The organism is Thiomicrorhabdus chilensis DSM 12352, from assembly GCF_000483485.1.
Lineage (GTDB): Bacteria > Pseudomonadota > Gammaproteobacteria > Thiomicrospirales > Thiomicrospiraceae > Thiomicrorhabdus > Thiomicrorhabdus chilensis.
Map to the genome: position 1 here is coordinate 2,174,049 of NZ_KI519609.1, position 15,288 is coordinate 2,189,336.

The following is a 15,288-nucleotide window of genomic DNA, read 5'->3' on the forward strand; positions in this document are numbered from 1 at the left end:
AGTTAGCCACATGAACGACAAGCCTTCCACAGAGCGTTACATCGGCCTGATGTCCGGCACCAGTGCCGATGGTGTGGATGCGGCTCTGGTTGAAATTGATGCCCAGCAAATCCGCCTGATCGATTTTATCGACACGCCTATGCCAGTCGAACTTAAGACAAGACTGATTGATTTGAACCAAAACCCGCAACTCTCCCTGAGCGACTTGAGCAAACTCGAATTTCAAGTCGCCATGGAGTTTATCAGCGCCACCCAAAAACTGCTGCTTCAGGCTAACTTATCGAAACAAGACATCCGCGCCATTGGCAGTCATGGCCAGACCGTTTTTCACGCACCCGAGATCCCGATGAGCCTGCAAATTGGCCATCCTGCGTTCATTGCCAAACAAACCGGTATTGATACCGCGGCCGATTTCCGCATTGACGACCTTGCGGTTGGTGGTCAAGGTGCGCCTTTGGCGCCGGCCTTTCATCAACACCTATTCAAAACTAAAACGACCTGTTGCGTGGTCAACATAGGCGGCATTGCCAACATCAGTTACCTTAACCCTGAGTCGGGTGAGGTTTATGGCTTTGACTGCGGCCCCGGCAATGCATTGATGGACGAGCTCTGCCAGCAGGAATTTGGCTGCGATTACGACCGAAATGGCGAAATCGCCGCATCGACAGAACCCAACGCCAACTTGCTTAAACAACTGCTGTTACACCCTTATCTGCATCAACTATTCCCAAAAAGCACTGGTCGTGAAACCTTTCATTACCAGTGGTTTGCAGAACAAGCGGCCTTAATCGACGAGAACACGACCCCAGCAGAACAGATGGCAACCCTAAACGCATTCACCGCCACCAGCATTGCCTTGGGAATCCAACAGCTCAAAATTGCGCCATGTAACATCTGGATTGTTGGCGGAGGCGCCTTCAACCCGACACTGTTAAACAACATTCAGAACCAGCTTCCGGATTTTAATATTCGCAGTAGTGAAGAAATTGACATCAATCCCAATGCAATTGAGGCGATGATGTGTGCCTGGTTGGCGCATCAAAGGATTCATCAACAACCAGTCGCACTGAAAAGCATAACCGGGTCCCAACGTGACGTCACACTGGGCGGGCTCTGGCTGGCAAATTAAACAACATTGCTTCAATTCATAAGAAATAAAAAACCCAAATGAACAGGCCTGCTCATTTGGGTTTTTAGTTAGGTGAACGCCACTTATCGACTATGAATTAACGTCGTGCTTCTTGGGAATCATCCATATGGTTTCCGGTTCCACGTTGTTCAACCGGTAAATAGCAAGAAGTTCCGGCACCCGTATAAATCTGGGTCGGACGGAAAATCTTGTTGTTTTGCAACTGTTCGCGCCAATGCGCCATCCAACCCGCCGAACGCGCCACCGCAAAAATCGGCGTAAACAAACCTGCATCAAAGCCCATCTCTTTATAAAGAATACCCGAATAGAAATCGACGTTCGGATAAACACCTTTATGCCCAAGCAGCTCTTCGCAGATTTTTTCGACTTCCATCGCGGTTTCAAAGGCGATGCTCAATTCGCCCGCACCGGATTTCTTCTGCAACAACTCTGAGGAAATCTTTTGCAGAATGGTAGCACGGGGATCCTTGGTCTTGTATTCGCGATGCCCCATGCCCCAAATCACTTTTTTCTGGGCAAGGCGGTTCTCGATGTAGGCACGTGCATTTTCAGGGGTTCCGATCTCCTCCAGCATCTCGATGACTTTCTGGTTGGCTCCGCCGTGCAAAGGTCCGGACAATGAGGCAATGGCCGAGGAAATGACTGAACATGGATTCGCTAACGTCGAACCGGTCACCATGGTGGTAAAGGTAGACGCATTAATGGTGTGCTCCGCATGCAAAATCAAACACGCATCCAACAATCGTGCCCAATCTTTGTCAGGCTCCTCTCCGGTAACCATATACAAAAAGTTTTCCGCATAGGTCAAATCGTTTCGCGGTGCAATCGGGTCATAACCGTTGCGCATGTGTTCCCAGCTGGCCACCAGCGTCGCCATGTGGGCGATGATCTTAACCGTCACATCATTGATGTAAGTCTGGTTTTCCGTACCACCCTTCATGTATTCGGTACTGGGATAAAAACTCGCCAAACTGGCGACCACAACCTGCAGCATGTGCATAGGATGAGTGGTCTGAGGCAGGTTTTTCATGATTTCACGGATATTGTATTTAACACGGCGATTTTTACGCAGCTCGGCATCAAACGAAGCCAGCTCTTCAGCGGTGGGCAACTCACCAAATAACAACAACAAGGTGGTTTCTTCAAAGGAAGATTTTTCCGCCAATTCCATAATATCGTAACCACGGTAGGTCAAAATCCCCTTCTGGCCATCAATAAATGAAATTTTTGACTCCGTTGCCGGAACCCCCGCTAAACCTGGAATATACTGCATATTTTTTCCCGAAATGACTTTTAAACGACCATTATCAAGCACCTAAGTGCTTTTTACTTGCTAAGGACAGGACGTCCAGTCAGCCAAAACTATGTTAAACACTAAAAGAAGAACCGCAACCACAGGTTGTCGTGGCATTCGGGTTCTCGATCACAAATCGAGCCCCTTGCAAATCTTCTAGATAATCGATTTTCGCCCCAACCAAATACTGGAAACTCATCGGATCGACCAGCAGGGTGACGCCGTTCTTTTCGACAACGGTATCATCATCCGCCTGATCTTCATCAAAGGTAAAGCCGTAAGAAAATCCGGAACATCCACCGCCGCTGATATAAACACGCAACTTCAAGTTAGGGTTTTGTTCCTCTTCGATCAGCCCGCTGACTTTGCTTGCAGCGGCTTCGGTAAAGGTTAAAGGGGTTGGAATTTCAGACATACTCTGTTCTCTCCAATTGCAAAGGCCTCCTTCGTATGAAAATAGCCATACCAAAACAAAGGATTTGCCTTAAATCTAAAAAATTATTATAACAAAAAGCCCGATCTTTTTTATAAAGAGAACCGATATAGGGAAATGCAGGCCATCAACTGAAGTCGACATCTTACAGAAACCGGGAATGCGACTGACACAAAGCGCGTTGTGCCAGGCGTATTTGTTGATTTATGGCAATAGGGCCACTTGAGTCAGACCGCTGTTTTCCGGCAACCCAAACAAGATATTCATATTCTGAACCGCTTGTCCGGCGGCCCCTTTTACAAGATTATCGATGACCGATGTCACCACCACCTTACGACCACCCTGTGGACGATACACGGCCATGCGACACATGTTGGAGCCTTTGGCCATACGTGTTTCCGGCAAGGTACCGGCAGGCATTACATCCACAAATATCTCATCCTCATAGGTTGTCTCAAACAACTGCTGTAAGTCCTGCTGAGTCACCTCCTCGGTCAGGGTCGCATAAATGGTCGACTCCATTCCACGCACCATCGGTACCAGGTGAGGCACAAAAGTCAAAGCCACTGGTTCACCGGTCAACTCGGAAAGCTTGTCTTGCATTTCCGGAAGATGACGGTGTCCTCCTACTCCGTAGGCCTTGAAGCTTTCACTCATTTCCGCCCCCAGCATGGCGACATTGGCACCGCGACCGGCTCCACTGACCCCCGACTTACCGTCGGCAATGATGTCGTCCAGTTCAATCAGTCCGGCGCGCAACAAGGGCATCAAACCCAATAAGATACTAGTTGGATAACAGCCCGGGTTGGCGATGATGCTCGCCTGCTGGATCTGCTCACGGTAGAGTTCTGGCATGCCGTAAGCGACCTGCTCCATCAACTGCGGACAACCGTGATCCAGCCCGTACCACTGGCTCCAAACCTGCAGGTCTGAAATACGGAAATCCGCCGCCAAATCGATGACCTTGACACCTGATGCGGTCAATTCCGGTGCCATGCTCATGGCCACACCGTGCGGCGTGGCAAAAAACACCACATCACACCTACTCAACACCTCAAGTGTCGGCTCACTGAAAGCCAGATCGTAATGACCACGCAAATTAGGAAACCTATCCGCCACCTTAACACCCGACTCACTACGGGAGGTGATCGCCACCACTTCGGCGTGTGGATGCGTCGCCAAAATCCTCAAGAGTTCGACACCGGTGTAACCGGTCCCCCCAACGATGCCAATCTGGACTTTCTTCATTTTATTCACTCGTTACTTAATACTGTTCACAGTCTATTTTATCGAAAATATCGGGCCCAAACAGTACTTTCTCATCGCGACTCGGCCTTTTCCAAAAACTGATCCCGAGTTTGTAAATCGGGTTCATTCACCCATAAAGCCACATGGTTCGGCTGCCAAACCGGACGGTTTTTCATCACAGCGGCAAAAAAATCCTCGCCTAATAACTTGTGCAACCATGCCCTGACAGCTTCATAGCAAGATTCTGCAAACCAGACCTTGTCCACATTGGCAAACTGGCGAATAAACGGAAACACCGCCAAATCGGCCATACTCATCTGCTCGCCGATTAAATAACTCTGAACTTGCAATGCCTCGTCCAGCTTTGCCAAAAACCGCTCACCCCGCTGTCTGTAATAAACTTTGGACTGCTCCGGAAAGCGATCGGCATACTTATAACGATCCAGCCAATGTTTGAAATCGCCGTCATTTTCATCAATCCAGGCGTTTATTCGCTCCAACGTTTCAGTCTGTTGTGAAACCCAAGGGACGTCCACTTTGTCAAAGGCCCATTCCATGATCTCCCGACTCTCTTCAATCACACAACCGTCTTCAAGAACCAGCACCGGCACGGTTGCCTTGGGCGAAGCCTGCAGCATCGGCTCAGGCTTATCCCAAAACACGATCTCACGCTGTTCCACCTGAAGACCAGCCAGGTAAATCGCCATTCTGGCGCGCATGGCATAAGGGCAACGCCGATACGAATATAAAACCGGATGCTTATCCATTGTCACTCTCTTGTTTAAAAACGTTTTGAAAATAAGCAGGCCTGCCCATTTTCGAAAAAGCTCTCAATCACAATTACAAAAAAGCCCGCAAACGCGGGCTTTAAAATACAAACGAAACTGTATTTTCGAGTTTATTCAGTCAGATTTGCGGTGATGGCAAGGCGGCGGGTAGAACCGAAGCGCAGTGGACTTGACTGTCCATGAGCATCGGAAGCGACCTGCCAACAAAGCCAGTGCCGTGAATATGGCTGAATCAACCAAAAATTACATCATTCCGCCCATACCTCCCATTCCTGCCGCCGCATCGGCCGCACCACCATCTTTAGACGGCAGATCTGCGATTGCCGCACCGGTGGTAATAACCAAACCGGCAACGGAAGCGGCGTTTTGCAAGGCTGAACGAGTTACCTTAGCCGGATCGATGATACCGGCTGCCAGCATGTCCACATACTCTTCTTTGGAAGCATCGAAACCGAAGTGACCTTCACCTTCAATGACCTTGTTGACCACAACGGAACCTTCTAAGCCGCAGTTTTCAACGATTTGACGCATTGGCTCTTCCATCGCACGCAAAGCGATTTCAATCCCGACTTGCTGATCATGGTTATCACCTTCAACCTGGACTTTAGACTTGGCGCGAACCAAAGCTACACCACCACCGGCGACAATCCCTTCCTGAACCGCTGCACGGGTAGCGTGTAGTGCATCGTCAACACGGTCTTTCTTCTCTTTCATTTCCATTTCGGTCGCGGCACCCAGCTTAAGTACAGCCACACCGCCGGCCAATTTAGCTAAACGCTCTTGCAATTTCTCTTGGTCATACTCAGAAGTCGTGGTCGCAACCTGCGACTTGATCTGCGCACAACGAGCATCAATATCTTCTTTAGCGCCGGCACCGTCAATCAGCTTAGTGGTATCTTTACCGATAACCGCAGACTTGGTCTCACCCAACATATCCAAAGTGACGCTTTCAAGGCTTAGACCCACTTCTTCAGAAATGACCGTACCGCCAGTCAAGATCGCCATATCCTGCAACATCGCCTTACGACGCTCGCCGAAACCAGGTGCCTTGACAGCCGCGACCTTAACGATACCGCGCATGTTGTTGATTACCAAGGTCGCCAGAGCTTCCCCGTCAACGTCTTCGGCAATGATCAATAACGGACGACCGGCTTTAGAAACCGCTTCCAGGGTAGGCAGCAAGTCGCGGATGTTTGAGATTTTCTTATCGAAAAGCAGAATGAACGGATTTTCCAGTTCCGCCACCATTTTTTCCTGATTGGTCACAAAATAAGGTGACAGGTAACCACGGTCGAACTCCATCCCTTCAACCACAACCAATTCATCCTGCAAAGAAGAGCCTTCTTCGACAGTGATGACACCTTCGGTTGAAACTCTTTCCATTGCGTCCGCAATCATTTTACCGACAGCCGCATCCGAGTTTGCAGAGATGGTTCCCACCTGGGCAATCGCCGCAGAAGTCGTGCAAGGCTGCGCCATTGCTTGGATTTCCTTAACTACGGCTTCAACCGCTTTGTGGATACCGCGGTTCAAATCCATTGGGTTCATGCCCGCCGCAACCGATTTCATGCCTTCACGAACAATCGCCTGAGCTAAAACGGTCGCCGTAGTGGTACCGTCACCGGCCACGTCATTGGTTTGGGAAGAGACTTCCTTAACCATTTGCGCACCCATGTTCATGAACTTGTCTTCAAGTTCGATTTCACGTGCAACCGATACACCATCTTTGGTCACGGTTGGCGCACCAAAAGATTTTTCTAATACAACATTACGACCTTTTGGCCCTAAAGTGACTTTTACCGCATCAGCAAGAATGTTAATCCCTTCAACCATTTTCTCGCGAGCATCAATACCGAATTTGACTTCTTTTGCCATCTTCTATTCCTTTTAATTCTGTTGTTTTCGATTCAATTACTAATTTGAATACCGTTTTAAAACTATCTGGACAGTCCTAAGCGGACTCTTTAGGCAAGCCTAAAGAACTCCTTAATTAGTCGATGATTGCAATGATGTCGTCTTCACGCATCACCATCAAAGTCTCACCCTTGTCGTCTTTTACTTCCTGACCTGAGTATTGACCAAACATAACCTTGTCGCCGACCTTAACCGTCATCGGAATCACACTGCCAGCCTCTGAAGCCTTACCCGGACCTACCGCAACGACTTCGCCCATGTTCTGCTTTTCCTGCGCAGAACCTGGCAATAAAATCCCACCGGCTGATTCTTGTTGTTCTTCAACCTGACGAATCACAACACGGTCATGTAATGGTTTAATGTTCATAGGTTTTCTCCTAAATTAATGCTTATAAATGAATTTGTTATCTGTCAATGAGCACCAATTTTTAGCACTCAACACTTTAGAGTGCTAACCATTTTAGTCATCTCATGATTCATGTCAACTCTGATGGTGACCTTGACACCCAACAAGAAACGGGATGCCGCTCTCAGATATAGAGTCGGGAAGGAATAATTCAAGAGCGAACCTGAAAATTTTTAACTAAAAACCGGCAGGCCTGGTAAAAGAGAGAACAAAAAGAGGGGGATGAAAGAGCGCCATCAACTGTCAGCAAAATGATGGCGGTTTATTCACAATATTAAATTAAGTTATTCAGACAAAACCAAATTATCGCGATGGATCAGAGATTCTTCATCAACATAACCTAAAATCGCTTCAATCTGATGACTGGGCTGGCCGACGATTTTCTGGGCTTCATGAATAGGGTAATTAATGAGGCCGCGTGCCACTTCTTGACCGGCCTGATTGAAACACACCACCATCTCTCCGCGCTGAAAACGACCTTCAACAGACTTGACGCCAATCGGCAGCAAGCTCTTGCCGGAATTCTGCAACATCGCGACCGCGCCATCGTCCAACACCACCTTGCCTTTGGCCTGCAAATGCCCGGCCAACCATTGCTGTCGCGCCGTCAAGGGTTCCAAATCTGGTACCAACAAGGTTCCTTGCTGCTCACCTGCGAACAGCCTCGGTAAAATATCGGCTTCACGGCCCGAAGCGATCAAAGTGGCAGTGCCCGAACGCGCGGCACGTTTGGCGGCCATGACCTTGGTGTACATACCGCCTTTCCCCAAGGCTCCGCCCGTCGGACTGGCCATCGCCTCTATGTCCTTGCGACTCACCTGCGCCTTACCAATCAATTTGGCATTCGGGTTCTCACGCGGATTATCGTCGTACAACCCCTGCTGGTCGGTCAAAATCACCAACACATCCGCTCCGATCAGATTAGCGGTCAAAGCCGCCAGAGTATCATTGTCGCCAAAACGAATCTCGTCGGTCACCACCGTGTCGTTCTCATTGATGACTGGAATCACACCATAAGACAACAAAGTCTGCAGGGTGCTTTTGACATTCAGGTAACGCTTGCGGTTTGACAAGTCATCGTGCGTCATCAGTATTTGCGCGGTGCGGATGTCATAATGGGCGAACTCGGATTCATACGCCTGCACCAACCCCATCTGCCCAACGGCAGCGGCGGCCTGCAACTCATGCAATGCCGACGGACGTGTTTTCCAACCCAAACGCTGCATGCCTTCGGCCACCGAACCGGAAGAGACAATCACCACTTCAACACCTTGCTCACGCAAGCGTACCATCTGCTTGACCCATTTCTTGAGTTCGGCCAGATTCAAACCCTGACCGTCATTCGTCAATAGGGCGCTGCCGATTTTAATGACCCAGCGCTTACTCTGCTTTAACTCTAAACGTTCCATTTACCTAAACTCTACCAGGCCTGCTAAAATTCAAAATCGTCGTCAACCGAAGCGCGCATCGGCACCTCTTCCTCTTGGTGCTCAAGACGATTCTGCTCCAACGCATAAGCGATCTCATTGACCAATTGAGTAGTGCCCTCGCGCTGTACCGCCGAAATTACGTGAACCGGGCCTTGCCACTGGGTTTCTTCGACGATTCGATCACGCAATTCCGCCACCTCATCTTCCAGCAGCAAATCAGCCTTATTCAACACCAGCCAACGTTCTTTTCCGGCAAGCTCTTCACTGTATTTCTCAAGTTCTTTCTGGATGACTTTGATGTTGTCCACCGGATCCGATTCATCCATGGGTGCGATATCAACCACATGCAATAACAAACCGGTTCGCGAAAGGTGCTTCAAGAACTGAATGCCAAGCCCGGCACCTTCGGCCGCCCCCTCGATCAACCCGGGAATATCGGCGATGACAAAACTCGATTCCGGAGAGACACGTACCACCCCTAAATTTGGGTAAAGCGTGGTAAACGGATAATTGGCTACTTTGGGGCGAGCAGCAGAAACGGCGGTGATCAAACTCGACTTTCCGGCATTCGGCATACCCAGCAGCCCCACATCCGCCAAAACCTTCAATTCCAGCATCAGGTTACGCTCTTCACCGTCCTCACCCGGAGTGCACTGGCGTGGCGTACGGTTTCGACTGCTCTTGAAATGAATATTACCCAAACCGTGGCGGCCGCCATGCGCCACCAGAAGCTTTTGTCCGTGCTCGGTCAAATCGCCGATCACTTCGCGGGTATCCATGTCGGTCACCGTGGTGCCCACCGGCACAGGAATAACCATATCCTCACCCGCCGATCCGGTTTTCTGCTGCCCCATTCCGCCCTGGCCATTCTGCGCACGGTAATTTTTGGTATAGCGAAAATCCACCAGCGTATTCAGATTACGGTCGGCCAACAGATAGACACTGCCGCCGTCACCGCCGTCACCGCCATTGGGTCCACCAAACGGAATGAACTTTTCGCGACGAAAACTCACGACACCATTGCCGCCTCTTCCTGCTTCAACATGTATAGGAGCTTCATCTACAAATTGCATGGGATATCCTTTTAACTTCTGTGCGAACAATCAAGAGCCAAAAACAAATTGGCCTTTTTGAACTAAGAATTTTATCATCAGCGGCAAAAAAACCACCAACTAAAAATGAAATGACAAAAAAAACGCCCCGACAAAGCGGGGCGTTTTTTATCAATCGTACTGAATGAATATTATTATTCAGATACAATCGTTACATAGGTACGTACTGGCTTACCTTTAGATACGAAAGCAACGTGTCCGTCTGCTTTTGCAAATAAAGTATCGTCCTTGCCGCGACCAACGTTCACACCAGCGTGGAACTTAGTACCGCGCTGACGAACAATGATGCTTCCCGCTGAAACCACTTCACCACCAAAACGCTTAACACCTAAGCGTTTGGCGTTGGAATCGCGACCGTTTTTAGTACTACCTGCAGCCTTCTTATGAGCCATGGTATAGTCCTCTTCTTAACCCGGTTACCCCCTACTCAGAAGCAACCCGGTTTTGGATTCAATTGAAACTTAAGCTGAAATCTTACCGATTTTAACTTCAGTATAGTTTTGGCGGTGGCCTTGCTTAGTTTTAGATCGGTTCTTACGACGACGGAACTTGATGATGGTTACTTTTTTACCACGACCGTTTGACTCAACGGTTGCAGAAACTTTTGCACCTTCAACAACAGGCGTACCGATTTTGACATCAGCGCCTTCACCAACCATCAATACTTCGTCAAATTCAACTGCATCGCCTGCTTCTGCATTCAAAGACTCAATGCGTAGTACTTGACCTTCACGAACTCGATATTGCTTACCACCGGTTTTAATTACCGCGTACATGGAACTTCTCCCGGATTCAAAATTCTTTTCTATTAGCCGTCAACTTCGGCAAAGGCGGGATTATATAGCTTTTTTAAAATCAGGTCAAAACTATTTACAAAAAAATGCAAATAAAATTCAACAGGCCTGTCCGTTGAGGGCAAGGTCTCGTCAACTTATCTACAAGAACGGCCTTCTGCCCTTTGCAAGAGCCCGATTATAAGCCTGGCAACGACCCTATGAGACCGCCTATCAAAGCGCCTCAAGATTCACGGTAAAATACTAGCACAGACACTCAAATCATACTAGAATAACGGCTTTATATTGACTGGCACCAACCTGCCTCTTGGCCAAACCTATGAACCTATCAGAAATTCGAGAGTTAATTCAAGATGACATCCAGGCGACCGACTCGCTTATTCTTCAACGCTTGTCTTCTGATGTGGTCCTCATTAATCAAATCGGCCATTACATCATCAATAACGGCGGTAAACGCCTGCGTCCCCTGCTCACACTTTTGAGCGCCCGAGCCTGTGGTTACCAAGGCAGCGATCACCAATTGATGGCGGCGGTCATCGAGTTCATCCACACCTCAACCCTGTTGCACGATGATGTCGTGGACGAATCTGACACCCGTCGCGGCAACAAAACCGCCAATGAAGTCTGGGGCAATGCGGCCAGCGTGCTAGTTGGCGATTTTCTCTATTCACGTTCATTTGAGATGATGGTGGAGCCCGGCATTTTACGCATCATGCAAGTCATGTCAGAAGCCACCAATGTGATTGCAGAAGGTGAGGTACTACAACTGCTCAACTGCCATGACGCCGACACCACTGAAGCCCGTTACATGGAAGTCATCCACCGCAAAACCGCCAAGCTGTTTGAAGCCGCAACCCAAATGGGGCCGATACTCGCCGAGAAACCTGAACTGGAAGACGCTTTCATTCTCTACGGCCGGCATATCGGCGCAGCGTTTCAGCTGATTGACGACGCTCTGGACTACATGGCGGATGAAGCTGAATTGGGGAAAAATATCGGCGACGACCTGGCGGAAGGCAAACCGACCTTGCCGCTGATCTATGTACTCGAAAACGGACAAGAAGAAGAACAGTCCGTGGTTCGCCGGGCAATCGAAAACGAAGGCATCGCCCTGCTGGATGAAGTCACCCGCATCATTCAGAAATCGGGCGCCATTGATTACACCACCGGCCTGGCCCGACAAGAAGCGCAAAAAGCCAAGCGGGCCCTAGAAGTGTTGGAGAAGACGCCAATCAAAGAAGCTTTACTGGCTTTGGCTGACCTGGCGGTGAACCGCAACCATTAACCTTTGCCGGCGTTTTATAAAAAACGCCAACACTTGAACAGTCTAGCGTCAGCTTCTGTCGCCTATACCTTGCCTTTGAGTTTCTTCATCGCTTCAGCCATCTGCTCTTCCAGCATTAAGGCTTCCTGTTCCGCCATTTGCTTTTCAAACTCTTGCTTCTGCTGCTCCAGATATTGTTTGTAGAGCTCCAGATTATGCAAATGTGTCTTACTCCAATCGATGCGGCGCATCAACCAACGAACCATAAAGCGAATCACATGGCATTCGTCATGCGACTGGTAAAGTATCTCGGGTTTTGGACGGAAACCATGCATCCTTTCGACGACAATGATCTGCTGCTCATTATGTGGCATGATCCGAATAAAGCCACTGTCGTTCTCATCATAACTGGTGCTGTAATAGACCCTCACCACCCGGTTCATACTGAAAACCGCCTTAGCAAGGATAGTAGATTCAGGTCTCCCGTTTTGCCCCACGGTATGTATAAAAATATTTTGCGACATGATCCGCCTGAAAAAGCTTTCTACTTCATCAAACGGAACCATCCTGCGGGCATGCTCTTCAAACTCACGTTCCTGTTTCAGGGCGTTGGAACGCCGTTCAAGCTGTTTGAAAAAATACTTCACCGACGGCGAAATGGCATTGCGTTCATTCATTGTAAATACCTCTAAACAGGGTATCGACCACCGACGCCATTATTAAAGTCTAATTCGACTAAAAGTTTAGATTTTTTCCGTCAGGACTTCAGCTCAATGCGCTTGACCACCAGCAGAATCAGCAGGCTCATGCCAATCAGCAACAAAGAAGGCAGTGCCGCGCGCTCATACAAACCTTCCGCGGCCAGCTCATAAACCTGAATCGCCAAGGTATCCCACCCATAGGGGCGGAGCAGATAGGTGGCGGGCAACTCTTTCATCACATCCACCGCCACCAATAGAAAAGCCACGGCGACACCCGGCAACACCAAAGGCAAATAGACCCGTCTGAATATCTTAAAACGGTTCGCTCCCAGTGTTTGCGCCGCCTCTACATAACTGGGATGAATGCTTTCAAAGGCGCCTTCAACCGGACCGATCGCAACGGCGATAAAACGGCTCAAATAGGCATAAAGCAAAATACCCAAACCACCGGACACCAATAACAGAAGTTCAAAACCAAACCACTGCTTGACCCACGTCTCAACAATAAAGAGCACAAACAGCAAGCCAATCGCCATGACTGATCCCGGCAAGGCATAACCCATGCTGGCAAAACTCAACAGCAGATTAGCGCTTTTGGAAGGCTTACGACTGCGGTACTTGATACTCAGCAACATCAGCGCCACAGACACCGACATCAAAGCGGCCATGACCCCTAAAGCCAGGGTATTGAACATCCAGCTCCAATACTGATCCTGCCATTCAACAGTGAACGTCTGCCAGCCCCAAACCAGCAACTGCAAAAGCGGCGCGATGAAACTTAGACCAACCACCAACAGACTCGCAACCACCGCCAGAAAGGCACGCCTACCTTGCAACTGAAACGGCCGACTGATCATACATTGATCGGTATAAAACTTGGCGCGCCCGCGACTGTAACGCTCAACCGCAATCAGAATAAAGCTAAACAACACCAAAAGGCTCGCCACCTGAGCCGCCACTTCGATACTGCGGTAATCTTCCCAGGCTGAATAAATCACCGTCGTGAAGGTATCGTAGTTAAACATCGAAACCACACCAAAGTCGGAAATGGTTTCCATTAAGGCGAGAGTGATGCCGGCGACAATGCTCGGGCGAGCCAAGGGCAAACTGACGGTCCGAAAAGTACGCCAGTGACTGGCGCCAAGCATCTGACTGGCCTCCACATAAGTGTGCCGCTGTGCCTGAAAACCTATCTTGGCCAGCATATAGACATACGGATAAAAAACCAGTGTGAATACCGTTATTACGGCGGCATGACCTGAACGAATATCCACCCCCTGGAAGGGAGTAACTGACCTCAAAAAACCTTGCACAGGCCCGGCAAAGTCCAGCAAACCCAAATAAACAAACGCCACTACATAAGCCGGCAATACAAAAGGCAGGAAAAACAATATCTCAAAAGCGCGTCGGCCGGGAAATTCACACATGGTAACCAACCACGCAAGCCCTGTGCCCAGCAAGCCTGCCCCCAAAGCCACACCCAGCAATAGAATCAGCGTATTCATCAGCATGTCAGGCAATAAAGTGTCAGCAAAATGTGCAAACAGTTCCCATTGAGGGTTCAGCCAGGCAAACGCCACCACCACTACCGGAGCAGCTAAAAGAAATGTCAGAAAGATGAATACAAGGCGGCCTTTAAACACAGGCCACCTCAAGGTTTTGAACCACTTCGAGTCTCAAGGCTTATCGATATCCATTACGCTGCATCAACTTCACTGCGTCGGCTTGCAATGCACCGACCTGTTGCAGATTCAGCTTGTCCTGCTCAAACGTCCCCCAAGCCGCCACCAACGGATCCGACTTGACGGCGGGATTGGCCGGAAACTCTTTATTCAAACGTGCAAACAATTCCTGAGCAGAATCACTGGCCAACCAAGCCAATAAGCGGTTCGCGAGTTCTGGGTGTTTAGCATGCTTTAGGATTCCGGCGCCCGAGACATTCACATGAGTACCGGTGGTTTGCTGGTTAGCCCAATATAACTTAAGCGGTACCTCCGGGTTTTTCTCTTGCAAGCGCCCAAAATAATAGGTGTTCACCAAACCAACATCACACTGCCCCGCTATGATCGCATCCATAATATGCGAATCCTTAGCCATAGGAACCGCCGCCAGGTTGTCTACCCAACCCTGTATGACCTGACTGGTTTGCGACTCGCCATGATGCGCCAACAGCGCCGACACCAAAGACTTGGTATAAACCTTCTTGGCCGTTCTCAAACACAAACGCCCTTTCCATTGCGGCTCGGCCAGCTGTTCATACGAAGACAATTCTGAGGGTTTGACGCGTTCGCTACTGTACACAATGGTACGGGCACGAATCGACAGGCCTGTCCATAATCCGTCCGGATCACGCAAATGCGCCGGAATGGACTCCTTCACCAAAGGGGTTTGAATTGGCTGAAATACATCTTGCGAGGCGGCATACCACAGGTTGCCGGCATCCACAGTCATCAGCACATCGGCTGGAGTGGCCGCACCTTCGGCCTTAACCCGCTCAATCAAAGCGTTGTCCTTACCTGTTAAATAAGAAACCTTAATTCCTGTTTCGGCGGTAAAGGCATCAAACACCGGTTTAATCAGATGCTCCTTGCGGGAAGAGTAAACCACCACCTCTTTTTCACCACTGACATCCGCCGCTTGAACCTGAAGCGAATGAAACCCTAAAACGGGCACGGCAAGCCATAAACTCAAAAACCAAATATTGAAACCGCTTAGGGTCGTTTTCACTGCATTGCGCATAAAAGCTCCTTCCTT

15 protein-coding genes are annotated in these 15,288 nt (G+C 49.3%); 2 read left to right on the plus strand and 13 right to left on the minus strand.

Features of this window, described 5'->3' with window-relative positions:
- Positions 1-10 precede the first annotated feature (10 nt).
- Complete coding sequence (locus B076_RS0110295; RefSeq protein ID WP_028487241.1) at positions 11-1,129, plus strand: anhydro-N-acetylmuramic acid kinase; 1,119 nt, start codon at positions 11-13, stop codon at positions 1,127-1,129.
- Between the two features lie 97 nt (positions 1,130-1,226).
- Here B076_RS0110295 and B076_RS12730 read toward each other — a convergent pair whose 3' ends face one another.
- The 10 genes from B076_RS12730 to rplU all read right to left on the minus strand — a co-directional run bounded on the left by B076_RS12730 (position 1,227) and on the right by rplU (position 10,551).
- Positions 1,227-2,423: a citrate synthase gene (locus B076_RS12730; protein WP_051347383.1), complete on the minus strand. Its 1,197-nt coding sequence runs from the start codon at positions 2,421-2,423 to the stop codon at positions 1,227-1,229.
- 94 nt (positions 2,424-2,517) lie between these two features.
- The gene (gene erpA, locus B076_RS0110305; RefSeq protein WP_028487242.1) at positions 2,518-2,859 is read right to left on the minus strand and encodes an iron-sulfur cluster insertion protein ErpA; all 342 of its coding nucleotides are present in this window, start codon (positions 2,857-2,859) and stop codon (positions 2,518-2,520) included.
- A gap of 222 nt (positions 2,860-3,081) precedes the next feature.
- Positions 3,082-4,125, minus strand: a complete 1,044-nt coding sequence (argC, locus tag B076_RS0110310) for an N-acetyl-gamma-glutamyl-phosphate reductase (RefSeq protein ID WP_028487243.1) — start codon at positions 4,123-4,125, stop codon at positions 3,082-3,084.
- Positions 4,126-4,196: 71 nt separating this feature from the next.
- Positions 4,197-4,892, minus strand: a complete 696-nt coding sequence (locus tag B076_RS0110315; RefSeq protein ID WP_028487244.1) for a glutathione S-transferase — start codon at positions 4,890-4,892, stop codon at positions 4,197-4,199.
- A gap of 264 nt (positions 4,893-5,156) precedes the next feature.
- Positions 5,157-6,788 carry a chaperonin GroEL gene (gene groL / locus B076_RS0110320; protein ID WP_028487245.1) on the minus strand — a complete coding sequence of 544 codons (1,632 nt, stop codon included), beginning with the start codon at positions 6,786-6,788 and terminating at the stop codon, positions 5,157-5,159.
- A gap of 115 nt (positions 6,789-6,903) precedes the next feature.
- On the minus strand, positions 6,904-7,194 hold the full coding sequence (locus tag B076_RS0110325; RefSeq protein ID WP_028487246.1) for a co-chaperone GroES: 291 nt from the start codon (positions 7,192-7,194) through the stop codon (positions 6,904-6,906).
- A 323-nt stretch (positions 7,195-7,517) separates the two neighbouring features.
- Positions 7,518-8,642 carry a glutamate 5-kinase gene (gene proB / locus B076_RS0110330; protein WP_028487247.1) on the minus strand — a complete coding sequence of 375 codons (1,125 nt, stop codon included), beginning with the start codon at positions 8,640-8,642 and terminating at the stop codon, positions 7,518-7,520.
- 23 nt (positions 8,643-8,665) lie between these two features.
- Positions 8,666-9,736, minus strand: a complete 1,071-nt coding sequence (gene cgtA, locus B076_RS0110335; RefSeq protein WP_028487248.1) for an Obg family GTPase CgtA — start codon at positions 9,734-9,736, stop codon at positions 8,666-8,668.
- A gap of 173 nt (positions 9,737-9,909) precedes the next feature.
- A complete protein-coding gene (gene rpmA, locus B076_RS0110340; RefSeq protein WP_028487249.1) occupies positions 9,910-10,167 on the minus strand; it encodes a 50S ribosomal protein L27 in 258 nt (85 codons plus the stop codon).
- A 69-nt stretch (positions 10,168-10,236) separates the two neighbouring features.
- On the minus strand, positions 10,237-10,551 hold the full coding sequence (gene rplU / locus B076_RS0110345) for a 50S ribosomal protein L21 (RefSeq protein ID WP_028487250.1): 315 nt from the start codon (positions 10,549-10,551) through the stop codon (positions 10,237-10,239).
- 337 nt (positions 10,552-10,888) lie between these two features.
- Between rplU and ispB the strand changes: the two genes are divergently transcribed.
- Complete coding sequence (gene ispB / locus B076_RS0110350; RefSeq protein WP_028487251.1) at positions 10,889-11,854, plus strand: octaprenyl diphosphate synthase; 966 nt, start codon at positions 10,889-10,891, stop codon at positions 11,852-11,854.
- Positions 11,855-11,916: 62 nt separating this feature from the next.
- On the opposite strand, the gene B076_RS0110355 is transcribed toward ispB, so the two are convergent.
- The 3 genes from B076_RS0110355 to B076_RS0110365 all read right to left on the minus strand — a co-directional run bounded on the left by B076_RS0110355 (position 11,917) and on the right by B076_RS0110365 (position 15,273).
- On the minus strand, positions 11,917-12,510 hold the full coding sequence (locus B076_RS0110355) for a hypothetical protein (protein WP_028487252.1): 594 nt from the start codon (positions 12,508-12,510) through the stop codon (positions 11,917-11,919).
- Positions 12,511-12,590: 80 nt separating this feature from the next.
- A complete protein-coding gene (locus tag B076_RS0110360) occupies positions 12,591-14,177 on the minus strand; it encodes an ABC transporter permease (protein ID WP_028487253.1) in 1,587 nt (528 codons plus the stop codon).
- 40 nt (positions 14,178-14,217) lie between these two features.
- Positions 14,218-15,273: an extracellular solute-binding protein gene (locus B076_RS0110365; RefSeq protein ID WP_051347385.1), complete on the minus strand. Its 1,056-nt coding sequence runs from the start codon at positions 15,271-15,273 to the stop codon at positions 14,218-14,220.
- Between the last annotated feature and the right edge of the window lie 15 nt (positions 15,274-15,288).

Coding starts and splice junctions, on each gene's coding strand:
- B076_RS0110295 (WP_028487241.1), top strand. CDS start 11: ATGAACGACAAGCCTTCCACAGAGCGTTACATCGGCCTGATGTCCGGC.
- B076_RS12730 (WP_051347383.1), bottom strand. CDS start 2,423: ATGCAGTATATTCCAGGTTTAGCGGGGGTTCCGGCAACGGAGTCAAAA.
- erpA (WP_028487242.1), bottom strand. CDS start 2,859: ATGTCTGAAATTCCAACCCCTTTAACCTTTACCGAAGCCGCTGCAAGC.
- argC (WP_028487243.1), bottom strand. CDS start 4,125: ATGAAGAAAGTCCAGATTGGCATCGTTGGGGGGACCGGTTACACCGGT.
- B076_RS0110315 (WP_028487244.1), bottom strand. CDS start 4,892: ATGGATAAGCATCCGGTTTTATATTCGTATCGGCGTTGCCCTTATGCC.
- groL (WP_028487245.1), bottom strand. CDS start 6,788: ATGGCAAAAGAAGTCAAATTCGGTATTGATGCTCGCGAGAAAATGGTT.
- B076_RS0110325 (WP_028487246.1), bottom strand. CDS start 7,194: ATGAACATTAAACCATTACATGACCGTGTTGTGATTCGTCAGGTTGAA.
- proB (WP_028487247.1), bottom strand. CDS start 8,642: ATGGAACGTTTAGAGTTAAAGCAGAGTAAGCGCTGGGTCATTAAAATC.
- cgtA (WP_028487248.1), bottom strand. CDS start 9,736: ATGCAATTTGTAGATGAAGCTCCTATACATGTTGAAGCAGGAAGAGGC.
- rpmA (WP_028487249.1), bottom strand. CDS start 10,167: ATGGCTCATAAGAAGGCTGCAGGTAGTACTAAAAACGGTCGCGATTCC.
- rplU (WP_028487250.1), bottom strand. CDS start 10,551: ATGTACGCGGTAATTAAAACCGGTGGTAAGCAATATCGAGTTCGTGAA.
- ispB (WP_028487251.1), top strand. CDS start 10,889: ATGAACCTATCAGAAATTCGAGAGTTAATTCAAGATGACATCCAGGCG.
- B076_RS0110355 (WP_028487252.1), bottom strand. CDS start 12,510: ATGAATGAACGCAATGCCATTTCGCCGTCGGTGAAGTATTTTTTCAAA.
- B076_RS0110365 (WP_051347385.1), bottom strand. CDS start 15,273: ATGCGCAATGCAGTGAAAACGACCCTAAGCGGTTTCAATATTTGGTTT.